This window comes from Micromonospora echinospora (assembly GCF_014203425.1).
Lineage (GTDB): Bacteria > Actinomycetota > Actinomycetes > Mycobacteriales > Micromonosporaceae > Micromonospora > Micromonospora echinospora_A.
This window is the reverse complement of sequence record NZ_JACHJC010000001.1, coordinates 3797751-3822092: the sequence shown is the minus strand read 5'-3', so window position 1 is coordinate 3822092 and position 24342 is coordinate 3797751. Positions and strand designations below refer to the sequence as shown.

Sequence of the window (24342 nt, the reverse complement as noted above, 5' to 3'; positions counted from 1 at the left end):
CGACGCACCGCCCACCGACCACGCCCCGCCCACCCGCGACGAGCCGCCCCGACGTGAGCGTCGTCGTGCCGGTCTACAACACGCTGCGCTACCTGCGGCAATGCCTCGACTCGCTGCTGCGGCAGACGATCGGGCCGGACCGGATGGAGATCGTGGCGGTCGACGACGGCTCCACCGACGGCAGCGGCCGCCTGCTTGACCGGTACGCCGCGCGGTACCCGGGCACCGTACGGGTGACGCACCAGCCCAACTCCGGCGGTCCGGCCGCGCCCTGCAACCGGGGACTGGACCTGGCCACCGGCCGGTACGTCTTCTTCCTCGGTTCCGACGACCGGCTCGGCCCGGAGGCCCTGGAACGTCTGGACCGGTACGGCTCGGACGTGGTGCTCGGCAAGGTGGTGGGCGTCAACGGACGGCACGTCTTCTCCGACGTGTTCGCCGCGGGCAACGCGGTCGACGTGAGCCTGTTCGACTCGGCGCTGCCCTGGTCGCTCGCGAACACGAAGCTGTTCCGGCGCGAACTGGTCGACCGGCTGGGGCTGCGCTTCCCGGAGGACATGCCGGTCCTCAGCGACCAGCCGTTCACGCTGGCCGCCTGCTACCACGCCCGGCGGGGTCTCGGTGCTGGGCGACCACGACTACTACCACGCGGTACGCCGCCTGGACGCCCGCAACATCACCTACCACAGCCGGATCGGGCAGCGCCTGGTCAGCGTGGAGCGGCTGTTCGCGTTCGTCGCCGACCTGATCCCCGCCGGCCCACGCCGCGACGCGGTGCTGTGCCGCCACGTCGGGCTGGAGCTGGCGAACCTGGTCGGCGACGACTTCCGGCACCTGGACCGGGCGGCGCAGGAGCGAGTGCACGACACTGTCGCCCGGCTGGTGCGGCGGCACGTCACCGACGGCCTGCGGGACCGGCTCGGCATCGAGGCCCGGCTGCGCCTGGGCACGGTCACCGCGGGCGGGGTCGACGAGCTGCTCGCCGTCATCGTGCAGGACACCGGGCGGGGCGTGCCGGCGACCGTGATCGCCGGTGACCGGTGGCACGCGGGCTACCCGGGCGCGCCGGCCGGCTGGACCGACGTCACCGACGTACGCGCCGACTGGCTGGCGCGGCTGGACGCCGTCGACGTGAGCTGGGTCGACGGGCACACCCTCGCGGTGACCGCGCGCAGCCCGTACCCCCGGTTCGCCGCGGAGGCCGGGCCGGTGCGGCTGCTGGCCGGTCCGGTCGTGGGCGCCACCCGGATCGACGCCGGCGACCCGACCGGCCGCACGGTCCGCACGGAGTTCCCCCTCGATCGCCTCCTGGCCGCGAGCTCCGTCGAGGGCCGGCGTCATCCGGTACGCGCCGAGGTGGACGGCGACCACGGGCGCGGCAACGCCGCGGTGCGCGCGCCAGGGCTCGCCGCCGGCCGGCCCCGGCTGATGCGGCACGGCGCCCGGCTGTACGCGGTGGCGGCGACAGTCGACCACGCAACGGTCAGCTCGTGCTATCGGTGGTGCCGGTGACCGTCGGGCAGCTCGTCGGGCGGCTGCGGCAGCGGCGGACCCGCCCGGCCGGATCAGCGCGCGGAACGGAAGCCCGGCTCGGCCGGCATGGGCACCTGGAGGTACGTGGTGCCGCGCAGGTCCAGCCAGGCCCGCTGCGGCGCGCGGACCAGGCGCACCATCACTCCGGAGCAGGTGGGACAGCGCCCGACCAGGCCCGGGGCGTGCGAGTAGACGTGCAGCCCGGCCATCGGGCCGGTCATGCCGCAGTTGTCGCAGCGCCCGGTGGTGGCGCTCAGGTCGACGGCGAACAACTCGCGCAGCGGCCCGTCGAGCATGTTGCCATCCAGGTAGGACAGGTCGGTCATCCGCTCTCCTCGGGTCGTCAGCCGGTCGGGCCGAACCGTTCGGTCCGCACGCGCCGGGTCGGGTGACCGAGCCCCACCAGCAGGTCGGCCACGGTCTCCACGAATCCGGTGGGGCCGCAGACGTAGCAGAGCGGCTCCAGGTCCGGCGGCCAGCCGTGGCTGTTCACGTCGGCCAGGCCGATCCGGTGCGGCTCGCCGCGCCAGCCGTCGGGCGCCGCGCGGGTGTAGACGTACGCGACGTCCAGACCCTGGTCGTCGCGGGCGCGGCGGCGCAGCTCGTCGGCGTAGATCACGTCGTCCGGGGTGCGCACCGAGTAGACGAGCCGGAACGGCGTCCGGCTGCCGGCGGCCCGGCGCGCGCGGATCATCGCCATCAGCGGCACGACGCCGGATCCGCCGCCGACCAGCAGCACCGGCGCGGTCTCGTCGGTACGCCAGACGAACCAGCCGCCGACCGGACCGCGCACCTCGATCGGGTCGCCCTCGGCGTAGGTGTCGGTCAGGTACGGCGACACCTCCCCGTCGGGCACCCGCTGCACTGTGACCTCGATCTGCTCGCCGTCGGCGGGGCCGGCCAGCGAGTACGACCGGGCGGCCTGGTAGCCGTCCTCGGCGGTCAGGCGCAGGTCGACGTGCTGTCCGGGCAGGTGTCCGGGCCAGCCGGGCACGTCCAGCACCAGCGTCTGCGCGGTGGGCGTCTCGACCCGCCGCTCGGCGAGCCGGGCCACCCGCCACATCAGCGGCGCGACGCGGCGGCCCTGCGCCTGCGCCGTCACCTCAGTCGCCCTGGTAGCGCTGCTCGCGCCACGGGTCGCCGTAGTCGTGGTAGCCGGCGGTCTCCCAGAAGCCGGGCCGGTCGTCGACGAGCAGCCGGATGCCGTGCACCCACTTCGCCGACTTCCACAGGTACAGGTGCGGCACGAGCAGCCGCGCCGGGCCGCCGTGCTCGGCCGGAAGCGGCCCCCCGTCGTACGTGTGCACCACCCAGGCGCGCCCGCCGCGCAGGTCGTCCAGCGGCAGGTTCGTGGTGTAGCCGCCGTAGGAGTGCGCGAGCGCGTACCGGGCGGTGGTGTCGACGCCGTCGAGCAGCGTGTCCAGGGAGACGCCCTGCCAGGTGGTGCCGAGCTTGGACCAGCGGGTGACGCAGTGCAGGTCCACAGTCGGTGTGTCCTGCGGCAGACCCGTCATCTCGTCCCAGGACCAGCGGTACTCGGCGCCGGTCTCACTGGTCAGCACGAACTCCCAGGTGTCCAGCGGCACCCGCGGCGTCGGGCCGGCGGAGAGCACGGGAAAGTCCTCGGTGAGGTACTGCCCCGGCGGTAGGTCGGACGCGGACGAACGGGGCCGGCCCTGGAAGCCCGGCGAGACGATTCCCACCCGTCAGTCGTACCACCGCCGGCCGTGCCGGGGCAGCGGTTCCCACCGAGTCAGGCGCCGCCTCCGCCCTGCACCTCGTGCACGACTGTGCGCTTGCCGTCGCCGCTGTCCCGGGTGGCCCGGAGGCTGGTGATGGTGACGATCACCAGGACGCCGATGATCACGCCGAGCGAGGCGAGCGTCGGGATCTCCGGCACGCCCTTCCAGATGCCGTGCGCCCAGTGCAGGCCGAGCTTGAGGCCGATGAACGCCAGGATGGCGGCCAGGCCGTAGCTGAGGTGCACGAGCCGGCTCAGCGCGGCGTGCAGCACGAAGTAGAGCGCCCGCAGGCCCAGCAGCGCGAAGGCGTTCGTGGCGAAGACCAGGTACGGGTCCTCGGTGATGCCGTAGACGGCGGGCACCGAGTCGACGGCGAACACGATGTCGGTGGCCAGCACCGCGACGACGACGAGCGCGAACGGGGTGAGCGCCCGGCGGCCGTTCTGCATGATCGTCATGCGGGTGCCGTGGTAGTCGTCGACCACCGGCATGACCTTGCGCAGCAGTCGTACCGACCGCATCTTGTTGATGTCGACCTCCTGCTCGTGCCCGCTGAGGGCGTCGCGCAGCAGCTTCACCGCGGTGGCGATGAGGATGAGCGCGAAGAGCAGGAAGGCGAAGTCGAGCGTCTTGAGCGCGGCGGCGCCGAGCGCGATGAACACGCCGCGCAGCACCAGGGCGCCCGCGATGCCGTAGAGCAGCACCCGCTGGGCCAGCACGGAGGGCACGGCGAACGCGGCGAGCAGCAGCATGAAGACGAACAGGTTGTCGACCGACAGCGACTTCTCGACCAGGTAACCGGTGAGGTACTCGATGCCCTGCTGGCTGCCCCAGCGCCACCAGATCCAGGCGCCGAAGGCCAGGGGCAGGGCGATGTAGAAGGCCGACCAGCGCAGGGCCTCGCGCATGGAGACCTCGTGCGGCTTGCGGGTGACCAGGAAATCCAGCACCAGCAGCACGAGCACGCCGACGATCGTCACCGCCCAGAGCGTGGGCGTACCGACCGACGACAGCTCGGACGCAGCCAGGGGAGACAATTCGGGCATGGAACCTCCTCGAACACCGTGTCATGTTCGAGGTCTCCTTCACCCACGCTTTCGTGGGCAACCACCCGGGGCTCGCCTCGGCGGCTTGCCGTACTGACCGGAATGATTCGTGGGAAGTACTCCCCTCGCCTGCACAAGGCTAGGTCACCGCCGGAGCGGACGCCAAGTCGGGACACAGATGCTTGCCCTGGTCAACAGCTGTGCCGGGGAGGACGGGCATGGCGCCAGGTCATCGCGGCCCCTAGGGTGACGCGGGTGACCAATCAGGGACCGCTGACCGGCGTACGGGTGATCGAGCTGGCCGGGATCGGGCCCGGGCCGTTCGCGGCGATGATGCTGGCCGATCTCGGCGCGGACGTGGTGCGGGTCGACCGGCTCGGCAGCGGCAGCTTCGGCGCCTTCCCGGGCGACCTGCTGAACCGCAACCGCCGCTCGGTCGCGGTGGACCTGAAGCAGCCCGCGGGCCGCGACCTGGTGCTGGCGCTCGTCGCCGGGGCGGACGCTCTGGTGGAGGGCTTCCGGCCGGGGGTGACCGAGCGGCTCGGCCTCGGCCCGGACGACTGTCTCGCCGTCAACCCCAAGCTGGTGTACGGGCGGATGACCGGCTGGGGGCAGGACGGCCCGCTCGCCCACAGCGCCGGGCACGACATCGACTACCTGGCGCTGACCGGCGCGCTGCACGGGGTGGGCCGGGCCGGTGAGCGTCCGGTGCCGCCGATGAACCTGCTCGGCGACTTCGGCGGCGGCGGCATGATGCTGGCCCTCGGCGTGGTCGCGGCGCTGCACGCGGTGCGCGGCGGCGCGCCCGGCCAGGTGGTCGACGCCGCCATCGTGGACGGCGTGTCGGTGCTGGCGACCCAGATCCACGCGCTGCGTGGCATCGGGCTGTGGCAGGACCCGCGCGGGGTGAACCTGCTCGACGGCGGCGCGCCCTTCTACGACACGTACGAGTGCGCCGACGGGCGGTACGTGGCGGTGGGCGCGCTGGAGCCGCAGTTCTACGCCGAGCTGGTCCGGCTCACCGGTTTCCCGCTGGACGGCGACGACGCGCCGGACGGCGGCGCCCTGGACCGGGACGACCCGGCGAACTGGCCGGCGTTGCGGGCCGCCTGGGCGCGGCTGTTCCGCACCCGCACCCGGGACGAGTGGACGGAGCTGCTGGCCGGCACGGACGCCTGCGTGGCGCCGGTGCTCGACTGGGCCGAGGCGCCGGAGCACCCGCACCTGCGCGCCCGGGACGCCTTCGTCGCGCCGGACGGGGTCACCCAGCCCGCGCCCGCGCCGCGCTTCTCGGCCACCCCGACCAGTGTGCGGCGACCGCCGCCGAGACCGGGCGAGCACACCGACGAGGTGCTCGCCGAGGCCGCCGGGGTGGACGCCGGCCGGATCGCCGCGCTGCGCGCCGCCGGTGTGATCGCCTGATCGCTGCCGGCCGGGTCAGCGCCGGTGCGTGGCTGCCGGGGCGAGGGCCGGTTCCACCATGTCGCGGTAGTCGCGGGGGAACTGGACCACGACGTCCTGGAACTCCCCGCCGCCGATCGCCTCGCGCAGCGTGGTGAACACCGCGCGGACCGCGTCCCGGGCGGTGTTCTCGTCGCAGTCGGCGCGGCGGGCGACCCGGGCGACGAACTCGGCCGCGCCGAACCGGTCGGCCGCCTCGTCACGCGGGTACGGGCTGAGCAGCCCTTGCAGCGGTTTCGGCAGTTGCGCGGCCAGGTCCAGCACCTCGCCACCGGTCAGCCGCTGCGCGAACGTCTCCAGCGTGGCCGCGGTGAGCGTGGCGGCCCGGTCCTCGCTGGTGCCGGTGAGCCGGGCGACCCGGCCCACGAAGGTCAGGTAGTGCATCGGTGGTACCCCCTTCGGTGCGCCCACCGCGGCTACCCGCCCCGGCGCTGCGGAAACGGCTCCGCCAAGGGCGGCACGTTTTCCGCGGCGGCGGGCGTGAGCGGCGGCGCGACGGGTAACCGCCGCCCGGTCGTGACCCCAACTACTGCCGCGAGGAGCCCGACTGATGGCGAGTTACTCGGACGTCCTGGAGTACCTGTCCGCGCTGGACTATCCGGCCGGGAAGGACGACGTCATCCGCGAGGCGGAGCGGGAGGGCGCGCCGCCGGACGTGTTGCGGGCGTTGCGGGCGCTGCCCCCGGTGGACTACGCCAACGGCACCGAGGTGGCCCGCTCGGCCGGCATCGACGCGGCGCCCGAGGTGAGCCGCTCGCAGCGCGCGGCGCAGGCCCGGGACAACCACCCGCGCGTCTCGCAGCATCTGCGCGGCATCTGAGCACCGCGGGGAGAGCCGGCGGGCGACACGGCCGCCGGCCTCGGCGTGCCCGGCACGAGCACGACCGTCGCGCGCGGACGGTGGCGCGTGACGTCGCAGGTGGGCGGTCGCGCGTCCGGTTCGCCGGCGGCCCGTTCGTGCCGCCGCGGATGGGCAGTCGTGGCCAAGGGTGCCCGTGCCTCGGCTCGGGCTCGCGTTCGTGCGCCGCGGTGCGGCAGGCCCGGGACAGGCGAGCGCCCCAAGTCACGAACCGCGACCTGGGGCGCCACGCAGCACCTTTCCCCAGCGGTTCACGCCCGAACCGGGTCGCGACCGCAGAGCGGTGAGATGTTCGCCCGAACCGGGCGGGGCATCGCTGCCACGACCATCATACGACGCAACATCAGCCGAACGGGTGAGAATCGCGAAACTGTGGCCGGGCGCACGCCCGCGCTCAGGCGGTCACCTCGGCGTACCGCCGCTCCAGGTCCACTCGCGCCAGCGCTCCGACCAGCCACGACAGTCGTTCCGACTCGCCGCTGCCGGCCAGCCCTGCGAGGTCGCCGGCGGTACGGCCCAGGCCGAGCCGGCGGGCCGCCGCGAGCGCTCGCCGGTCGGCCACCGGCGCCGCCTCGCGCCACAGCGCCTGCGCCTCGCGCAGGAACAGGTCGCACACCTCGTCGTCCACTCCGGGCAGAGCGATAAGCAACCGCCGCTCCCCCGCCGGGTCCTGGCGCGCGGCGGTACGCAGCCGGCGCAGGTCGCCCCGGTACGTGTCGACGAGCGTGCGGGCCAGGTCGCCGAGCGTGTCGGCGAGCCCGGCCAGATCGCCGCGCAGCCCGGCGGCGCGCAGCACGCGTACCCGGTCCTCGTGGCGGGACCGGGCCATCCGCGCCGCCGTGTCCCAGCCGGCGTCCCGCAGCGCCGTGGCCGCGTCGATCGCGCGGTGGAAGTCGCCCCGCCGGGCCAGCAGGACCGACAGGTAGAGGACCTGGAACAACTGGGCCGGGTTGTTCGTCACCCGGAACCCGAAGCACTCGGCGAACCCGCGGCCGTCCCCGGCGAGCCGGCGGGCGAGCCGCTTCTTGTCCGCGACGTCGCGCGGGGCGGTCTTTGTCGGCATGCCGCCGACTACCCAGGCGACGGCCCGGCATTCGGGTACGGCGGTCAGCCGCCTACGCCGCCACTGCGGTCGCGGGCCTTGAGCCGGGTGGTGGGCAGCGCGGGCGCGGGCAGCGGCGGCGCCGCGTCGTCGGCGACCACGCCGAAGCGGCGACCGGCCATCCAGTCCTCCCGGGCGGCCACGACCTCCTCGTGCGAGCGGCCCACGAAGTTCCACCACATCACCAGCGGCTCGTCGAACGGGGTGCCGCCGAGCAGCAGCAGCCGGGTGCCCGGTTCGGCGCTCAGCGTCAGCGCGCTCCGGCCGCGGCCCAGGTAGAGCAGCGCGCCGGGGGCCAGCGCCGTGCCGTCGCAGTCGGCGGCGCCGGACATGGCCAGCAGCGCGTACTCGAAGTCCGGACGCAGCGACAGCGTGGCCGGCACCGCGCCGCGGACCTCGAGCTGCGCGCCGACCAGCGGGGTGTGCACGACGGCGGGCGAGCGATGCCCACCGAACTCGCCGACGAGCAACGTGACGTCCAGGTCGCCGTCGCGCCAGCGGGGCAGGTCGGCGTGGTGGGCGAAGTCCGGGTCACCGGCGCGCGCGGGGTCGGGCAGCGCCACCCAGAGTTGTACGCCGTGCATCAGCGGCGGGTGCACCAGCGGGGAACGCTCGGAGTGCGCGATGCCGCGCCCGGAGGTCATCACGTTGAGCTGGCCGGGGCGGATGGGCTGGACGTTGCCGAGGCTGTCGCGGTGCAGGATCTCCCCGTCGAGCAGCCAGGTGACGGTCTGCAGCCCGGTGTGCGGGTGCGGCGGCACCTCCATGCCGGGCCGGTCGGCGACGTCGTCGGGCCCGAAGTGGTCGACGAAGCACCAGGCGCCCACCATCCGGCGCTGCCGCTGGGGCAGCAGCCGACGCACCGTGGTGTAGCGGCCGAGGGGTACGTCGTGCCCCGGCAGCAGCACGCTGCCGGGGTCGGTCGGGCCGACGCCGGGCGGGAGAGTCTGGGCGGGCAGGGATTCGGTGCGGTCCACCGCCCCGACTGTACGCTCAGTCCGCCGTGACGCTCACCGCGTTCGCGCCCGCGGCCAGGTCGAGGTAGAGCCGGTCGGCCGCCCGGTCCCAGCCCGGTGAGCTGACCAGGTCCCCGGCGGCGATCCCGCCGTGCCGCTCGTCGTAGACGGTCAACGAGCCGGCCCCGGCGGCGACCCGCACCCGGACCGGCGGCCCGCCGGGCACGGTGACGGTCAGCTCGCTGACCCCGCCGGTCATCCGGACGGTGAGCGAGCCGTTCAGCCGGGGCAGCAGCAGCCGGGTACGCGAGGCGCCGCCGACCAGGTCGATCCCGGCGAGCCGGGCTTCGCCGAGGTCGAGCCGCTGCTCGCTGACGCCGCCGACGAGCCGCAACCGCCAGGTGACCCGGGAGTTGAGCACCACGTCGACGGCGGCCGGCCCTCGGCGTCCGTTCTCCTCGATCCGCAGGCGGACCCGGTCCCCGACCATCAGCGGGCGCGGCGTGACCCCGGCGTCCTCGGGCACGTCGATGCGGTACAGGTCGGCGCCGAGGTCGGCGGTCCGCAGGGTGAACCGGGTCAGGCCGTCGGTCAGCTCGAACTCGGCGCGCTGCCGGCCGGCCCGGGGCGCGGCGAGCGTCTGCGCCCCTGCGGCCTCGGCCGCGCCCACACCTCCGGCGCCGGTGGCCGGCGACGGGGGCGCGCCGCCGGAGAAGACCACGCCGAGCCGGCCCGGGTTGGACAGGGTCACCGCCACGGCCACCCCGCCGAGCACCACCACCAGCGCGGCGGCGGCGGCCAGCAGGCGGGCCGCGCCGGACCAGCGGGGTCGGGTCAGGCCGGGGTCGTCCTCGGATGTGGTCATGGGCATCCCCTCTCGCCGGTCCCCAACGGGTCATACGTGTCCGTTTCCCAGTCGGTTCACTCCTTTTCCGCCCCAGCGGTACGGGAGCGCACCTTGGCGGCGCACGCGGTCAGCACGGCGTGGGCGTCCAGGCCGAGGCTCTCGATGGCGACGAGCGCGGTGAACGCCACGTCGGCCAACTCGGCGGCGACCTCCTCGCGGGTGTGCGTCACGCCCTTACGCGGGTTCTGGCCGAGCAGGCCGATCCAGGCCGCGGCGACCTCGCCGGCCTCCTCGCCGATCTTGAGGATGCGACAGGTCAGTTCGGTGTCGCCGCTGCCGTTCGCGGCGTCCAGCCAGGCGCGCGCGTCCCGCGCCGTTGTCCAGATGGTGGCGTCCACGGCGACCAGTGAACCTGACCGCTCAAACCGTTCGTATCCTGGGGCGACGCCGGTCGCAGGGCCGGTGTGCGAGGCGAGAGGAGGTGCCCGTGATGCCGGAGATCGTCGAGTCGGTGTTCGCCGGCGTGGTCGCCCGGAACCCGGGAGAGCCCGAGTTCCACCAGGCGGTCCGTGAGGTGCTGGAGAGCATCGGTCCGGCCCTGGCCCGGCATCCCGAGTACGCCGAGGTGGTCGAGCGGGTCTGCGAGCCCGAGCGGCAGGTCATCTTCCGGGTGCCGTGGGAGGACGACCAGGGCCGGGTACGGGTGAACCGCGGCTTCCGGGTGGAGTTCAACAGCGCGCTCGGCCCGTTCAAGGGCGGCCTGCGCTTCCACCCGTCGGTCTACCTGGGCATCGTGAAGTTCCTCGGATTCGAGCAGATCTTCAAGAACGCGCTGACCGGCCTGGCGATCGGCGGCGGCAAGGGCGGCGCGGACTTCGACCCGAAGGGTCGCTCCGACCGCGAGGTGATGCGGTTCTGCCAGAGCTTCATGACCGAGCTGTACCGGCACATCGGCCCGCAGACCGACGTGCCGGCCGGTGACATCGGGGTGGGTGGCCGGGAGATCGGCTACCTGTTCGGGCAGTACAAGCGGATCACCAACCGGTACGACGCGGGCGTGCTCACCGGCAAGGGCCTGGCGTACGGGGGCGCGCAGGCGCGCCGGGAGGCGACCGGGTACGGCGCGGTGTTCTTCGCCGACGAGATGCTCCGGCAGGCGGGTGACAGCCTGGAGGGCAAGCGGGTGGTGGTGTCCGGCTCCGGCAACGTCGCCATCTACGCGATCGAGAAGGTGCACCAGCTCGGCGGCACGGTGGTGGCGTGCTCCGACTCCGGCGGCTACGTGGTCGACGAGAAGGGCATCGACCTGGCGCTGCTGCGGGAGCTGAAGGAGCAGCGCCGGGGGCGGCTGGCCGAGTACGCCGAGCACGCGCGCAACGCCGTCGCGGTCCCGGACCGCAACGTCTGGGAGGTGCCCTGCGACCTGGCGCTGCCCTGCGCCACGCAGAACGAGATCGGCGGCGCGGAGGCCGCCGCGCTGGTCGCGGGCGGCTGCGTCGCGGTGGTGGAGGGGGCGAACATGCCCACCACGCCGGAGGCGGTGCGGATCCTCGGCCGGGCCGGGGTGCGGTTCGCGCCGGGCAAGGCGGCCAACGCCGGCGGCGTGGCGGTGAGCGGGCTGGAGATGCAGCAGAACGCCAGCCGCGACACGTGGACGTTCGGCGAGTCGGAGCAGCGGCTGCGCGAGATCATGCGGGACGTGCACGACCGGTGCTGGGCGACCGCGGAGGAGTTCGGCCTGCCGGGCGACTACGTGGCCGGCGCGAACATCCAGGGGTTCCGGCGGGTGGCCGAGGCGATGTTGGCGCACGGCCTGGTGTGAACCGGCCCCGGGACGGGCGCTGACGGCGCGCTCAGTCAGTGATTGACAGCTCTCGAAGCCCGGCCTAGGTTCAGGGCGCTACCGGCCGGTAGGCATCCGTCCCGCGTCGTCGCCCCCGTCCCGGGGTGGCACCCGTCCCCCGGGGAGCAGCGATGCAGCCCTCACCCGTCCGCCGCCGGCTGCTCGCCGTCGGAGTGGCCCTCGCCTTGACGCTCGGCCTCACCGGCGCGGCCCCCGCCGCCGCCACCGGCCGCGACGACGGCAGCGGCCCGCTGCCCGGCTACACCATCGTCAACCCGCCGCTGCCACCGCTCGTCGTCGGCGGGGCCGCCACCACCGTGCGGCAGGGCGTGCACGCCAACGCCGGATACATCATCGAGATCCCCGCGCGCTGGAACGGCGAGCTGGTGATGTGGGCGCACGGCTACCGCGGCCAGGGCACCGAGCTGTCGCCGGAGCCGCCCGGCTTCGACCTGCGGCAGCGCCTGGTGGCGCAGGGGTACGCGTGGGCGTCGTCGTCGTACGACCGCAACGGCTACGACGTGCGCTCCGGCGTGCGCAGCACCCGCGCCCTCGCCGACCTGTTCAGCCGTACCGTCCGCCGCCCGCATCGGGTGCTCGCCGCCGGGGTGTCGATGGGCGGTCACGTCATCGGCCGCTCGCTGGAGCAGTACCCCGGCTACTACGCCGGGGCGCTGCCGATGTGCGGGGTGCTCGGCGACCAGGAGCTGTTCGACTTCTTCCTGGACTACAACCTGGTGGCGCAGGCGCTGGCCGGGGTGCGCGCGTACCCGACGCCGCCGGACTACCTGACCTCGGCGGTGCCCCGGATCCAGGTCACGCTCGGCCTGGCCGGGCTGAGCCCGGGCGGCCCGGACACCACCAACGCGCTCGGCAAGCAGCTGCGCGCGGTCACCGTGGCGCGCTCCGGCGGGCCGCGGCCGGGCGCCGACGCCGCGTTCGCGGTGTGGAAGGACTTCCTGTTCGGCATCGCGGTCAGCGAGACGGACGGCTCCCCCGCCCGGCGCCCCGGTCAGCTCGCCACGAACCTGTTCACCAGGTACGCCCCGAACCAGCCGGTGAACCTCGACGCCACGGTGCAGCGGGTCGCGCCGGAGAACCTGCGCCAGCGGCTCTCGCCGGCCCTGACCGAGGTGCCCCGGATCGCCGGGCGGCCCACCGCGCCGGTGCTGAGCCTGCACGGGCTCGGTGACCTGTTCGTGCCGTTCGGCATGGAGCAGGCGTACGCCCGGGACGTGGCCCGGCACGGCCGGTCCCGGCTGCTGGTGCAGCGGGCCGTCCGTACCGCGCAGCACTGCGAGTTCAGCCCGGCCGAGGCCGGCGCCGCCTGGGACGACCTGACCCGCTGGGTGCGTACCGGGAAGCGCCCGGCCGGTGACCCGGTCACCGACGCGCGAGCGGTGGCGGCGCCGGACTTCGGCTGCCGGTTCAGCGACCACGCCGCCCGGGCCGCCGGCGCCGGCACCCGCCCGCTCTATCCGGCCTGCCCGGCTCAGCCCTCCTCGCGGCCGTACCAGCCGCCCCGGTAGACAGTGCCCTGCCGGGCCGACTCCGACTCCGGCGCCGGTGCCGACTCCGGCACCGGGGTCGGGTCCGCCGCGAGGGCGGTCCGGCGCGAGCGGCGGACCCGGCTGACCACGAACCAGCAGAACCCGGCGATCACCGCCACGATCACGACCTTCTGGAACGTGCCGGCGTACGCCTCGACCACATGCCACTGCTCACCGAGCAGGTACCCGGCCAGCACGAACGTGGTGTTCCAGATCAGGCTGCCCAGCGCGGTGTAGAGCAGGAACACCGGCACCGGCATCCGTTCCACCCCGGCCGGGATGGAGATGAGACTGCGGAAGATCGGAATCATCCGGCCGAAGAACACCGCCTTGACGCCGTGGCGCAGGAACCACGCCTCGGTGCGGTCCACGTCCTCCAGCTTGATCAGCGGCAGCCGCGCGGCGAGGGCGCGCATCCGGTCCCGCCCCAGCGCCGCGCCGATGTAGTAGAGCGCCAGCGCGCCCACGATCGACCCGAGTGTGGTCCAGAAGATCGCGCCGACCAGGCTCATCCGGCCCTGGCTCGCGGTGAAGCCGGCCAGCGGCAGGATCACCTCGCTGGGGATGGGCGGGAACAGGTTCTCCAGCGCCACCGCGAGCCCGGCGCCGGGACCGCCGAGCCGTTCCATCAGGCCGGTGACCCACCCGGTAACCCCGTCACCGGACGGCTCTGCCGCCCGCGCGGCGCTCACCCGGGGGCCGGCGAGCAGCTGTGCGTTTCCGATCATCCGACCAACGTTACGGGGCGAAGCCGTGGACGGCCACGCGTGATGGGAACCATTATCGTGTGCGGCATGCGTACGCCGTTGCGGATCGCGGTCGCCCAGCCGCTCACCCTCTCCGACGACGTCGAGGGCAACGCGGCACGGCACGCCGACGCCGTACGCGCCGCGTCGGCCCGGGTGGTGGTCTTCCCGGAGATGTCACTGACCGGGTACGAGCTGACGGCCGCGCCGCTGGACCCGGACGATCCCCGGCTCGCGCCGCTGCGCGCGGCGTGCGCCGGGACCGGGACGCTGGCGCTGGCCGGCGCGCCGGTGCCCGGGCCGCACATCGGGGTGCTCGCGGTCGACGGCGAGGGCGTGCGGGTGGCGTACCGGAAGATGTGCCTGGGCGGCGCGGAGCCGCGGCACATGCGGCCGGGCCGGGAGCCGGCGGTGCTCGATGTGGACGGCTGGCGGCTGGGCCTGGCGGTCTGCAAGGACACCGGCACGCCGGAGCACGCGGCGGCGACGGTGGCCCTGGGCGCGGACGCCTACCTGGCCGGGGTGCTGGAGTCCGCCGACGACGCGGCGGTGCCGGACGAACGTGCCCGCCGGGTCGCCGCCGCGCACGGCGTGTGGGTGGTGACGGCCAGCTTCGCCGGCTCGACCGGAGGCGGGTACGCGCGTGCCGCGGGTGGTTCGGGGATCTGGTCACCGGCGGGTGAGCCGGTGGTCCGCGCCGGCACAGGCGCCGGCGAGGTGGTCACCGGAACCCTGCACTGAGGACGAGAGACCGCCGGGCGTCTCAGCCCTCGTCCCCGCCGCGCAGCCGCTCGTAGCCGTCGAGCAGCTTGCGCAGCCCGGCGGCGGTGACGCGATCGATCTTGTCGTCCTCGGCGGCGTCCTCGATCTTCTCGCGCAGGTCCTCGACCCGCTTGTCCCGGTCCTTCGGCTTGCCCCGGTCCAGCTCGGCGGCCTTCTTGCGCAGGTCGTCGGCGGTCTTGCGGTCGATCAGCCCGATCGACTCGGCCCGGTCGAGCAGCTCGTCGAACCGGTCGCCGAGCTGACGCAGCGTCACCGGTTCGGGCACCGTCGACGGCGGCGCGGCGCTGCTGGGCTCGGGGGCGGGCGGCTCGGCCGCGCGCGTCGACGGGCCGGCCGTGGGCGCGGCGGCCGGCGGGGCGCCGGAGCCGTCGCCCCACAGCAGCGAGCCGACCACCGCGAGCAACAGCACCACGGCGCCGGCGACGAGCAGCCCGAACAGCCGCTTCGAGGAGACGGCCGGGCGCGGCGGCGGGATGGGACGCTCCGGCGCGGCCGGGCGGGTCGTGGCGGCCGGGAACCGCTCGACGAGAGTCGGCGGGTGCGTCACCGGCGCCACTGTGGGCAGGATCGCGGTCGGCGGATCCGCCGACCGCGCCGCGCCGAGACGCTCGGCGAGCCGGGCCGCTGCGGGTCGCCGCTCCGGGTCCGCCGCGAGGCAGGCCAGCACCAGATCGGCAATCTCCGGCGGCAGGCCGGGCACCCGCGGCGGCGGCACCGGCGGCCGGTTGCGCCGCACCTCCAGCACGTCGTCCCAGCTGCGCACCGGCAGCGGGGCCCGGCCGGTCAGGCTGCGGTACAGCAGCACGCCGAGCGCGTACACGTCGCCGGCCGGGTTCGCCGGGCCCGGGTCGAGGCGTTCCGGGGCGAAGTAGGCGGGGGTGCCCATCAGCAGCGCACCGGTGTGCCCGGTGACCGGATGCGGGCCGGCGGGCGCGGCGATGCCGAAGTCGAGCACCTTCGCGCCGGTCTCGGTGAGCATCACGTTCGCCGGCTTGACGTCGCGGTGCACCACGCCGATGCGGTGCGCCGCGGCCAGCGCCCCGGCGACCTGCCCGGCCGTGCGGACCGCGTCCGGCCAGGCCAGCGGCCCGCCGGCCAGCCGATCGGCGAGCGTCTGCCCCTCCACCAGCTCCATCACCAGGTACGGGACCACGACGCCGCTGTCCAGCGTCGCCTCGCCGTAGTCGTACACCTGGGTCACGTGCGGGTGGGTGAGCCGCGCCGCCGCGCGGGCCTCGCGCTGGATCACCGCCCGCAGTTGCGGGTCGGCGGCGAGCTGCCCGGCGAGGGCCTTGACCGCGACGGAACGGTGCAGCACCTCGTCGTCGGCGCGCCACACCTCGGACATGCCGCCGAGGCCGATGCGCTCGCGCAGGACGTAGCGGTCGTGCAGGCGCAGAGCGGGCGTGAACGGCGACATAATTCACCAGGCTGCCACGTGCGGCACCGGCCGCACCAACCCGCGCCCCCGTTTTGTCGGTGTTCCGGCGTTCTTCCGTCCGTGTCAGGGCTTGCGAGCGACCCCGCCGTACATGCTGACGTCGACCACCGACGGCCGCGGCTCCGGCTCGCCGTCGGCGCGCCACTCGGCCACCGAGCAGACGCCCGGCTCGACCAGTTCGAGGCCGTCGAAGAAGCGCACGACCTCCTCCCGGCTGCGCAGGTTGATCACGCCGTGCGGGCCACCGCCCCGGGCCGCCGCCTTCGCCTCGGCGGCCACCTCCGCCGGAAGGTAGTCGTGGGTGGCGTGCGAGGCGGCCAGGTAACTGCCCGGGGGCAGCGCGTCGAGAAGGGTGTCGACGATCGCGTACGGGTCCTCGCCGTCGGGCACGAAGTGCAGCACCGCCAGCAGCATCAACGCCACCGGCTGCGACAGGTCGAGCGTGCGGCGCAGGTCGGGGTGGGCCAGGATCCGCTCCGGGGCACGCAGGTCCGCGTCGAGGTAGGCGGTGACGCCGTCGGCCGAGCTGGTGAGCAGCGCGCGGGCGTGGGCCAGCACGATCGGGTCGTTGTCGACGTACACCACCCGGGCGCGCGGGTCGATCGCCTGCGCCACCTCGTGGGTGTTGTCGGCGGTGGGGATGCCGGTGCCGATGTCCAGGAACTGCCGGATGCCCGCTTCACCGGCCAGGTGACGCACCGCGCGGCGCAGGAACCGCCGGTTCTCCAGCGCGCTGATCCGGATCGTCGGGAAGCGGGCGGCCATGGCGTCGCCGGAGTCACGGTCGGCCTGGAAGTTGTCCTTGCCACCGAGCCAGTAGTTGTACCGGCGGGCGGGGTGCGCCACGGTCGTGTCGATCCGGTCGCCGAGCGGCCCCGAACCGGGCGCCGTCCCTGGTGCGTCGCTGGTCAAGGCCGCCTCCACGACTCGGGTGCCACAGTCCACTGTCTCCGGTGCGGATCATGCTACTGCCCGGCGCCGGGCCGGTCAGGCGGGGTACAGCTCGTCGCGGAGGCGGGCCAGCATCTCCCGGGTGCGCTCCGGCGGTGCGGCCTCCACGCACAGCCGTTCCATCGCCTCGGCGTAGAAGTCGAGGTCGTCGCGCTTGTCCAGGTAGATGGCGCTGGTCAGCTGCTCGATGTAGACGATGTCCGGCAGGTCGGCGTCGCCGAAGCGCAGGATGCTGAAGGCGCCGCTGGCCGCGGCGTGCCCACCGGCGGAGAACGGGACGACCTGCAGCCGTACGTGCGGCGCGGCGGTCGCGTCGATCAGAGCGTCCAACTGCTCGCGCATCACCGCGGTTCCGCCGATCGGGCGGCGCAGCGCCGCCTCGTCGAGCACCGCCCACAACTGCGGCGGGTTGCTGCGGCGCAGCAGCTCCTTGCGCTGCATCCGCAGCTCCACCCGCCGGTCCAGCTCCGCCGCCGACGCGCTGCGGTGCCCGAGCAGGATCACCTCCCGGGCGTACGCGGCGGTCTGCAGCAGGCCGGGCACGAACTGCACCTCGTACGTGCGGATCAGCGCGGCGGCGGCCTCCAGGCCCAGGTACGCCTGGAACCACGCGGGGAGCACGTCGCCGTAGCGGTGCCACCAGCCCGGGCTGTTCGCGTCCCGGGCGAGCTTGAGCAGCGCCTCGCGCTCGTCGGCGTCGGTGACGCCGTAGAGCGTGAGCAGGTCGGCCACGTCGCGCTCCTTGAAGCCGACCCGGCCCAGCTCCATCCGGCTGATCTTCGACTCGGAGGAGCGGATCTCCCAGCCGGCCGTCTCCCGGCTGACCCCCGCCCCCTCACGCAGCCGTCGCAGCTGCCCACCGAGCAACATGCGCAGCACGGTGGGCCCGCTTGTCGGACCACCCTCGACGGGCACCGTCGCCACCTGACCGCCCTCGCATCCCGACTGCCCCGGCCGGGTGCCGTCCCGGCCGACGAGTAAGCATGCCATGAACTGACAGTGAGGTGAACTCCTCCGGAGCGACGAATCAGTCCCGTGTGCGGGACGGCGGGATCAGGTGGTCGAAGTCGCCGTCGCGCGCGCCGAGCACGAAGGCGGCGATCTCGTCCACTGTGTAGATCAACGCCGGACCCTCCGGGTGCCGGGAGTTTCGGACCGCGATTCCGGTGCCGCCGGGCAGCTCGGCCAACTCGACGCAGTTGCCGCTGGGGTTGCTGCGACGACTCTTCGACCAGCGCATCGGGGGCAGCTCGGGTACGGGCACACCGTTCGGGGGTTGTTGCATGAGCGTCCTTCGGGATGAGCCAGCCGAGGCCGCGGGGAGGAGCGGTGGGTGGCGACGTCTGTCGACTGAGGAGTGAGATGCACGTGCATCTGCTATTGCATCTGCAATGGACGGAGAGCATGATAGCCGAAACGTACGGTGTGCCGGGTCGCTCACATTCGGTGACCCGAACCCGGCCTCCGGATGCCGCCGCGCGCGGCTAGGGGACTGCGGTGAGGAGGACGCGCGTGCCGGATCCGATGACCGTCGCCTCCGGCATATCCGCCGCCGGCGCCCTGATCTCGGCCTGGCAGTTGCGCCGTCGCGCCGTACGCGCCGAGGCCGAAATCGAGCTGCTCCAGGCCGAACTGGCCGCCGAACGGCACGCGGCCAGCCACGACCCGCTCACCGGGCTGCCCAACCGCCGCGCGTTCTTCCGGCTGGCCGCCACCCTGCTCACCGACCCGGCCGGCCAGCCACTGGTCGCTGTCGTCCTCGACCTCGACAACTTCAAGCAGGTGAACGACCGCTACGGGCACGCCGCCGGCGACCAGGTGTTGATCGCCGTCGCGCAGCGGCTCGCCGCGTTCGCCGGCAACAACCTGGTGGCCCGCCTCGGCGGCGACGAGTTCGCCGGCCTGCTGGCCAGCCCCACGGCGGACCGCCGGTGGATCGAGCACGCCACCCGGCGGCTCTGCGAGGCGCTCGCCGCGCCGATCCCGCTGGGCGCGCGCAGCATCCAGGTCACCGCCTCGGTCGGGCTGGCGCCGGTCCATTGCCCGAAGCAGCTCACCGACGCGCTGTGCCGCGCCGACGCCGCCATGTACGAGGCGAAGACGCTGGGCGCGGCCCGGCCGCCCCGCCAGCTCGTCGCGGAGTACTGACCGGCCCGGTCGGTCCCCGTGCCCGGTCGGTCCGGCTCACCCGCTCGGCGCGGGCCCCGGGCGCTCGGTCAGCGCCAGCCGTAGCCGGCGCGCAGCGCCTGCCCGACCCGGTCGAACCGCGGCCGGTCCAGCACCGCGCCCTCGCGGCGGATGCTGTCCTCGCGCATGGTGAGCACCCGGTCCAGGCGCACCCAGGAGGGCCGGTTGTCCCGGTCCCACTCCCCCGGGCCGAGCGCCAGCCAGTGCCGCTGGCCGTCCCGATCGCTCTGGCTGGACAGCATCAGCCCGAACAAGGTGCGGCTGTGCCGTCCCACCACCAGCACCGGGCGGTCCTTGCCCTGGCGGGGATCGTCCTCGTAGGGCACCCAGGTCCAGACGATCTCGCCCGGGTCGGCCTGGCCGTCCGGCTCCGGCGCGTACGACAACTCGCGGCTCTGCAACGCGCTGACCTGGCGGCGGCGCGCGACCTGAGCCGGGATCGGCCCGCCCGTGCGGGCCGGGGCGGGCACGCCCCGGGTGATCCGGCCGAGCCGCGACGCCACGTTCTTCAACAGACCTGCCACGGCGGGCAGCCTATCGGCCGGGGTGCGACCGCCCGGGAATCGGGTCGCCGGGTCGGGTACGCGGTGCCATCATGCGCCGGTGACAGTGCCCCGCCACCAGATCCGCGCCGCGTTCACAGCGGACGCCGTCACCGTCTACCAGGCGTACCCGCCGGAGATCGCCGACGCCGCGCTGCGCGCGGGCCGGTTCGTGCCGCCGTTCAAGCGGGAGCGGATGACCTGGATCAAGCCGTCGTTCCGCTGGATGATGTACCGCTGCGGCTGGGCGCTCAAGCCGGGCCAGGAACGGGTGCTGGCTGTCGACATCAGCCGGGCCGGCTTCGAGTGGGCCCTGCGGCACGCCTGCCTCAGCAGCTACGACCCCCGCCTGCACCCGGACCGGGAGGCATGGCAGCGCGGCCTGCGGGTCAGCCCGGTGCGGGTGCAGTGGGACCCGGAACGCTCGCTGCGGCTGGCGCCGCTGCTCAGCTCGGCGCAGGTGAAGTTCCACTGCGGCCGTACCGCTCGCTGCAGGTCGGACTGTCCGGCGAGGCGGTCCACCGGTACGTCGACGAGTGGGTCCTCGGGCTGACCGACGTCACCGGGCTGGCCCGGTCCGTGCACGGCCGTCTCACCGACGGCGACGAGGCCGGCGCGGCGGCGCTGTTGCCGGTGGAGCGGCCGTACCCGCTGCCGGCCGACGTGGCCCGGATCGTCGACGCCGGCTGAGCGGTTCGGCGCGCGCGGCGCCGCGAGGCGGGGCGCCGCGAGGCGGGGCGCCGCGAGGCGGGGCGCCGCGAGGCGGGGCGCCGCGAGGCGCGCTGTTAATAAGGGGCCCTTCTACTACCGCAGGCGTTAAGAAGGGGCCCTTCCTTACGCTGGGGGCGTGCAGCTACCCGACGATCTGCCGGTGTTCGAGCGCAGCGCGGTGCGGCTGGTGGTGCTCGACGCCACCGACCGCCTGCTGCTGTTCCACACCCGCGACCCGGATCATCCGGACCTCGGCGTGTGGTGGGAGCTGCCCGGCGGCGGGCTGGACCCGGGTGAGACGTACCGGGAGGCGGCGGTACGCGAACTGCGCGAGGAAACAGGCATCGCCGTCGGCCCGGACGAGGTGGGCGCGCCGACGTGGCGGCGGCGGGCCAGCTTCCGGCACCGGCAGCGCCGCCACCTCCAGGACGAGGTGATCGTGGCGGTACGGCTGCCCGGCCCCGGACCGGACGTGGACGAGGCGCTGCGGCTGGACTACGAGGTGGAGGACTACTTCGGATTCCGCTGGTGGCCGCTGGCCGAGGTGCTCGCCGAGCGGCCGCGCTGCTATCCCGGGCGGCTGCCGGAGCTGCTGCCGGCGTTCCTGGCCGGCGAGGAGATCGACGAGCCGTTCGAATTGTGGTCCTGAGCGCGGGCGTGCCACGCGGCGCGCGAACGGGCAGAGTGGAGCCGTGACTCCCCTGCGCGCACCCCTGGCCCGTTACGCCGAGCGGCTGCACCGCGCCGCCGGTGACACCCACCACGTCGCCTCGCCGCTCGGTGCCTGGCTGCTGCTGGCGCTGACCGGCCCGACCGCCACCGGGGAGGACCGTGCGGCGCTGGCCGGGGCGCTCGGTCTCGACCCGGACGACGCCGCCGCCGAGGCGCGGGCGCTGCTCGCCGCGCCGCACCCGATGGTCGCCGCGGCCACCGCGCTGTGGGAGCGCACGCCGATGGCGGAGCTGGCCGCGTGGCGGGCCGCCCTGCCGGAGGACACCGAACGCGGCGCGCTGCCCGACCAGGCGGCGCTCGACGCCTGGGCGCGGGAGCGTACCGGCGGGTTGATCGAGCGGTTCCCGCTCGACGTCGCCCCGGACACGCTGCTGGTCCTGGCGAACGCGCTGGCCACCCGGGTGTCGTGGGCCGACCCGTTCGACACCGCCCCGGGCACGGAACTGGGCGCGGGCAGCGCCTGGTCGAGCCGATTGAGCCGGGTGCTGCGCACGCCGCCGTTCGGGCACCGCTGCTGGGTGGCGGCCACCGACCGGGCCGGCGAGGTGGCGGTGCACGCGGTCCGGGCTGCCGAGGGCGACGACGGCGCCGGGATGCTCGTGGTGTCGGTGGCCGCCGCGCCGCAGGTTCCGGCCACCGACGTGCTGGCCGCCGCGCAGGAGCTGGCCGTGGCCGCCGCCACGGCGCCGGACGGGCCGGACCCGGGCCGCCGCTCGCTGTTCGACCTGCCGCTGGGCGAGACGCCGCTGTGGACGCTGCGGGAGGAGTCGACCCGGACGTACGCGGACGACGGCCGGGAGGAACGCGCGACGGCGGTGCTGCCGTGCTGGTCGGCGCAGAGCCGGCACGACCTGACCGCGGCCGGGTTCGGCTTCGACGCGGCGGCGCGGGCGCTGGGCCGGCTGCTGGGACTGGCCGGGCCGGGGTTCGACGCCGCGCAGTCGGCGGTTGCCCGGTTCGGCCGCTACGGCTTCGAGGCCGCCGCCGTGACCGCGTTCGGCCGGGCGACAGCGCTGCCGCCGGAGGGCGTCGCCCGCGTCGCCGAGCTGCGCTTCGGTCACCCGTACGCGGTGGTCGCGGTGACCACCGACCCGGCCGGCGGCCCCTGGCACGCCCTGCCCGTCTACTCCGCCTGGGTGGCCGACCCGGAGGAGCTGCCCGCCGACGAGGCCGGGTAGGCGGCGAGCGCGCTGGTGAGCTGGTCCAGCCCCAGCGAGCCGAGCGCCAGGGCGTGGCTGTGGAACGCCCGCCGGTCGCCGGGGAACGCCGCGCGGCCGTCCCGCCACACCCGCTCCCCCACCTTGTAGGTGAGCGCCTGCCCGGGGCGGCCCAGGTACCGGGCCAGTTCCAGGGGCGCGTACGGCCCCTGGTGGCAGCGGTCGCGCAGCAGGGCCAGCGCCGCCTCCGGCGTCCACGGCGCGCCGTCGGCGGACGGCATCGGCAGCCGCAGGTGCAGGCCGATGTCGAGCACCACCCGGGCCGCCCGCAGCAACTGCATGAACAGGTGTCCCAGCCGCGCGCCGGGCTGCTCGTAGAGCCCGAGCTCGTCCATGAACCGCTCGGCGTACAGCGCCCAGCCCTCCTGGGCGCCGGAGAGTCCGCCGAGCAGGTTCAGCCGCTGCCCGGGACCGCCCCGGCACGCCTCGGCGCCGAGTTGCAGGTGGTGGCCGGGAACGCCCTCGTGGTACGCGGTGCTGTAGGCCCGCCAGGTGGGGAAGCTCTCCTGGCCCGCGGGCAGCAGCCACGAGACCCGGCCCGGCCGCGTCAGGTCCCGCGACGGCGCGGTGTAGGCGGTGCCGCCCGACGCGGTGATGCGCGACTCGACGCGGCGCAGCGGCGCGGGGATGTCGAAGTGCGTGCCGTGCAGCCGCTCGATGGTGGCCTCCAGCAGCTCCTGCAACCACGCGCCGAACGCGGCCCGGCTGTGCAGGGTGCCGGGCGCGTCGGGGCGGCCGAGCCGGTCCAGCGCCTCGGGCACGGTCCCGCCCAGGGTCTTCGCCTCCGCGACCAGTTGCGCCTCGGTCGCGGTGAACTCGTCCCAGCCCCACTCGTACAGCTCGCGCAGGTCCGGTTCCATCCCGAGGAAGGTCCGCACCCAGAGGGCGTACCGCGCCGGGCCGAACGCCTCGTCGTCGCGCGCCCGCGGCGCCAGGTCCGCGGTGAGCGTCGTCGCGAACCTCCGGTACGCCTCCCGCGCGTACCGCGCCGCCGCCTGCAACGACGGGCGCTGCGGGCCGTCGCCGTAGCGCTCCACGAGCGCCGTGTCGTCGTCGATCCAGTTGCGGCAGCGCTGCGTCACCAGGTCCACCTGGCGTCGTGTGGGCAGGTGACCGCGTTCGGCGGCGACCAGCAGACTGCGGGCGTACCCGTCCAGGGACGCCGGGATCGCGGCCTGGCGCGCGCCCACGCGGGCCCAGCCGTCCTCGTAGGCCGCGCGCCCGGCGTCGCGGCCCGGCACCGCGGACTCGACGCACTGGCGGATGAGCTGGAGCGGGCCGGTGGCCGCGACGTGCAGTTCCCGCAGGTCCTCCCCGGCGGTGTGGAAGGCGATCCGGGCGCGCAGCCGTTCGGCGAGGTGCTCGTGCAGCGGGCTCGTGGCGGGCAGCGCCTCGATCCGGCGCAGGGCGCGCGCGGCGAGATCGGCGCGGGCCTGGTGACCCTCCGGGCTGTAGTCGGTGAGCCCGTCGACGTCCTGCTCACCGGCCTCGACCACCGCCACACACGGATCGAGGCGGGTCACCTCCCCCAGCAACCCGTCGGCGAATTCGTCGATCATGGAATCGAGGCTAGCCGCACACCGCCGGATTCCGGCTACGCTCGCGCCCGTGAACGTCGATGCGCCTCGCCCGCGACCGGTCAACGCTCTCGCCGCCCTGCCTGCCCTCCCGTGGGTCGGCATCCACCTGCTGCTCTACGTCGGTGTCGCCGTCGTGGTCCCCCTGCTGTGGGAGCCGGCCCCGGCCGGCGGCCTCGTCGAGGCTTTCAGCCAGGCCCTCACCGAGTTGCCGTCCGTGCTCCTCAGCCCCGGTGGGCTGATGGTGAGCGCTCTGGCCGCCGGCTGCCTGGGAGTGCTGCGCCTGCTGTCCCGCGTGCGGTGGTACTGGTTCAGGCTGGCCGCGATTCTGCTCTTCGGCGTGCCGCTCCCGCTGTTCGTGTTCGCCGCGGCCGGTGCGAAGGCGGCGGTGCCGGTGGCCGTCCCCCACCTGTTGGTGGCGCTGCTCATCGTGCAGCCCCGGCGTTCGGACGGGTGGACGGAGCCGGATCCGGCCCCGGAGGGCCAACGCTGGTAGCGCAACCGACCCCTCCGGGG

25 protein-coding genes and 2 pseudogenes are annotated in these 24342 nt (G+C 74.6%); 11 read left to right on the top strand and 16 right to left on the bottom strand.

What is annotated here, in order from left to right; all coding sequences use genetic code 11:
• Nucleotides 1-53 precede the first annotated feature (53 nt).
• Nucleotides 54-1547: pseudogene (locus FHU28_RS17680) on the top strand (glycosyltransferase family 2 protein); the annotation flags it as partial.
• Between the two features lie 18 nt (nt 1548-1565).
• On the opposite strand, the gene FHU28_RS17675 reads toward FHU28_RS17680, so the two are convergent.
• Genes FHU28_RS17675 through FHU28_RS17660 form a run of 4 tightly spaced genes read right to left on the bottom strand, consistent with a single transcriptional unit; the run spans nt 1566 to nt 4321 of the window.
• On the bottom strand, nt 1566-1859 hold the full coding sequence (locus FHU28_RS17675) for a DUF6510 family protein (RefSeq protein WP_184689660.1): 294 nt from the start codon (nt 1857-1859) through the stop codon (nt 1566-1568).
• Between the two features lie 17 nt (nt 1860-1876).
• Complete coding sequence (locus FHU28_RS17670; protein WP_184689657.1) at nt 1877-2596, bottom strand: ferredoxin reductase; 720 nt, start codon at nt 2594-2596, stop codon at nt 1877-1879.
• 40 nt (nt 2597-2636) lie between these two features.
• Nucleotides 2637-3236: a sulfite oxidase-like oxidoreductase gene (locus FHU28_RS17665; protein ID WP_184685606.1), complete on the bottom strand. Its 600-nt coding sequence runs from the start codon at nt 3234-3236 to the stop codon at nt 2637-2639.
• Between the two features lie 50 nt (nt 3237-3286).
• Nucleotides 3287-4321, bottom strand: coding sequence for a TerC family protein (locus FHU28_RS17660; RefSeq protein WP_184685604.1), 1035 nt, complete (start codon nt 4319-4321; stop codon nt 3287-3289).
• Between the two features lie 246 nt (nt 4322-4567).
• Between FHU28_RS17660 and FHU28_RS17655 the strand changes: the two genes are divergently transcribed.
• Nucleotides 4568-5743 carry a CaiB/BaiF CoA transferase family protein gene (locus tag FHU28_RS17655; protein WP_311773609.1) on the top strand — a complete coding sequence of 392 codons (1176 nt, stop codon included), beginning with the start codon at nt 4568-4570 and terminating at the stop codon, nt 5741-5743.
• Nucleotides 5744-5758: 15 nt separating this feature from the next.
• Here the strand turns inward: FHU28_RS17655 and FHU28_RS17650 are convergent, their stop codons facing one another.
• Nucleotides 5759-6166 carry a DUF2267 domain-containing protein gene (locus FHU28_RS17650; RefSeq protein WP_184685600.1) on the bottom strand — a complete coding sequence of 136 codons (408 nt, stop codon included), beginning with the start codon at nt 6164-6166 and terminating at the stop codon, nt 5759-5761.
• A gap of 166 nt (nt 6167-6332) precedes the next feature.
• Here FHU28_RS17650 and FHU28_RS17645 point away from each other — a divergent pair, with 166 nt between their 5' ends.
• Entirely contained in the window at nt 6333-6602 is a 270-nt protein-coding gene (locus tag FHU28_RS17645) for a DUF2795 domain-containing protein (protein WP_030502657.1), read from the top strand.
• A 433-nt stretch (nt 6603-7035) separates the two neighbouring features.
• On the opposite strand, the gene FHU28_RS17640 is transcribed toward FHU28_RS17645, so the two are convergent.
• The 4 genes from FHU28_RS17640 to FHU28_RS17625 are packed head-to-tail and all read right to left on the bottom strand — an operon-like array spanning nt 7036 to nt 9944.
• Entirely contained in the window at nt 7036-7704 is a 669-nt protein-coding gene (locus tag FHU28_RS17640) for a hypothetical protein (RefSeq protein ID WP_184685598.1), read from the bottom strand.
• 44 nt (nt 7705-7748) lie between these two features.
• On the bottom strand, nt 7749-8720 hold the full coding sequence (locus FHU28_RS17635; RefSeq protein ID WP_184685596.1) for a pirin family protein: 972 nt from the start codon (nt 8718-8720) through the stop codon (nt 7749-7751).
• 16 nt (nt 8721-8736) lie between these two features.
• On the bottom strand, nt 8737-9564 hold the full coding sequence (locus FHU28_RS17630) for a hypothetical protein (RefSeq protein ID WP_184685594.1): 828 nt from the start codon (nt 9562-9564) through the stop codon (nt 8737-8739).
• Between the two features lie 56 nt (nt 9565-9620).
• Entirely contained in the window at nt 9621-9944 is a 324-nt protein-coding gene (locus FHU28_RS17625; protein ID WP_184685592.1) for a MazG-like family protein, read from the bottom strand.
• Between the two features lie 92 nt (nt 9945-10036).
• Here FHU28_RS17625 and gdhA point away from each other — a divergent pair, with 92 nt between their 5' ends.
• Together gdhA and FHU28_RS17615 are read left to right on the top strand one after the other, a co-directional pair.
• A complete protein-coding gene (gene gdhA / locus FHU28_RS17620; protein WP_184685590.1) occupies nt 10037-11368 on the top strand; it encodes an NADP-specific glutamate dehydrogenase in 1332 nt (443 codons plus the stop codon).
• A gap of 152 nt (nt 11369-11520) precedes the next feature.
• On the top strand, nt 11521-12918 hold the full coding sequence (locus tag FHU28_RS17615; RefSeq protein WP_184685588.1) for an alpha/beta hydrolase family protein: 1398 nt from the start codon (nt 11521-11523) through the stop codon (nt 12916-12918).
• Here the strand turns inward: FHU28_RS17615 and FHU28_RS17610 are convergent.
• The gene (locus FHU28_RS17610; RefSeq protein WP_184685584.1) at nt 12882-13667 is read right to left on the bottom strand and encodes a DedA family protein; all 786 of its coding nucleotides are present in this window, start codon (nt 13665-13667) and stop codon (nt 12882-12884) included. The two genes, FHU28_RS17615 and FHU28_RS17610, sit on opposite strands and share 37 nt — an antisense overlap.
• Nucleotides 13668-13733: 66 nt before the next feature.
• Between FHU28_RS17610 and FHU28_RS17605 the strand changes: the two genes are divergently transcribed.
• Nucleotides 13734-14426 carry a carbon-nitrogen hydrolase family protein gene (locus FHU28_RS17605; protein WP_184685581.1) on the top strand — a complete coding sequence of 231 codons (693 nt, stop codon included), beginning with the start codon at nt 13734-13736 and terminating at the stop codon, nt 14424-14426.
• A 22-nt stretch (nt 14427-14448) separates the two neighbouring features.
• On the opposite strand, the gene FHU28_RS17600 is transcribed toward FHU28_RS17605, so the two are convergent.
• The 4 genes from FHU28_RS17600 to FHU28_RS17585 form a co-directional block, all read right to left on the bottom strand.
• A complete protein-coding gene (locus FHU28_RS17600; protein WP_184685579.1) occupies nt 14449-15888 on the bottom strand; it encodes a serine/threonine-protein kinase in 1440 nt (479 codons plus the stop codon).
• An 84-nt stretch (nt 15889-15972) separates the two neighbouring features.
• Nucleotides 15973-16821, bottom strand: a complete 849-nt coding sequence (locus FHU28_RS17595) for an SAM-dependent methyltransferase (protein ID WP_184685575.1) — start codon at nt 16819-16821, stop codon at nt 15973-15975.
• A 75-nt stretch (nt 16822-16896) separates the two neighbouring features.
• Nucleotides 16897-17784 carry a helix-turn-helix domain-containing protein gene (locus FHU28_RS17590; RefSeq protein WP_184689654.1) on the bottom strand — a complete coding sequence of 296 codons (888 nt, stop codon included), beginning with the start codon at nt 17782-17784 and terminating at the stop codon, nt 16897-16899.
• Nucleotides 17785-17887: 103 nt separating this feature from the next.
• Nucleotides 17888-18145, bottom strand: coding sequence for a DUF397 domain-containing protein (locus FHU28_RS17585; RefSeq protein WP_030502645.1), 258 nt, complete (start codon nt 18143-18145; stop codon nt 17888-17890).
• 227 nt (nt 18146-18372) lie between these two features.
• Here FHU28_RS17585 and FHU28_RS17580 point away from each other — a divergent pair, with 227 nt between their 5' ends.
• Complete coding sequence (locus FHU28_RS17580) at nt 18373-19008, top strand: GGDEF domain-containing protein (protein WP_184685572.1); 636 nt, start codon at nt 18373-18375, stop codon at nt 19006-19008.
• A gap of 68 nt (nt 19009-19076) precedes the next feature.
• On the opposite strand, the gene FHU28_RS17575 is transcribed toward FHU28_RS17580, so the two are convergent.
• Nucleotides 19077-19571, bottom strand: a complete 495-nt coding sequence (locus tag FHU28_RS17575) for a type II toxin-antitoxin system PemK/MazF family toxin (RefSeq protein WP_184685570.1) — start codon at nt 19569-19571, stop codon at nt 19077-19079.
• Between the two features lie 79 nt (nt 19572-19650).
• Between FHU28_RS17575 and FHU28_RS17570 the strand changes: the two are divergent.
• From FHU28_RS17570 to FHU28_RS17560, 3 genes and pseudogenes are all read left to right on the top strand, one after another.
• A pseudogene (locus FHU28_RS17570) lies at nt 19651-20279 on the top strand (DUF4291 domain-containing protein).
• Nucleotides 20280-20436: 157 nt separating this feature from the next.
• Nucleotides 20437-20949, top strand: coding sequence for an NUDIX hydrolase (locus tag FHU28_RS17565; RefSeq protein WP_184685569.1), 513 nt, complete (start codon nt 20437-20439; stop codon nt 20947-20949).
• A gap of 43 nt (nt 20950-20992) precedes the next feature.
• Nucleotides 20993-22210 (top strand): serpin family protein, encoded by a 1218-nt coding sequence (locus FHU28_RS17560; RefSeq protein WP_184685567.1) that lies wholly within the window; start codon nt 20993-20995, stop codon nt 22208-22210.
• On the opposite strand, the gene FHU28_RS17555 is transcribed toward FHU28_RS17560, so the two are convergent.
• Nucleotides 22156-23808 carry a DUF885 domain-containing protein gene (locus tag FHU28_RS17555; RefSeq protein ID WP_184685564.1) on the bottom strand — a complete coding sequence of 551 codons (1653 nt, stop codon included), beginning with the start codon at nt 23806-23808 and terminating at the stop codon, nt 22156-22158. The genes FHU28_RS17560 and FHU28_RS17555 overlap by 55 nt on opposite strands.
• A 49-nt stretch (nt 23809-23857) precedes the next feature.
• Between FHU28_RS17555 and FHU28_RS17550 the strand changes: the two genes are divergently transcribed.
• Complete coding sequence (locus FHU28_RS17550; RefSeq protein WP_184685563.1) at nt 23858-24322, top strand: hypothetical protein; 465 nt, start codon at nt 23858-23860, stop codon at nt 24320-24322.
• Nucleotides 24323-24342: the final 20 nt, after the last annotated feature.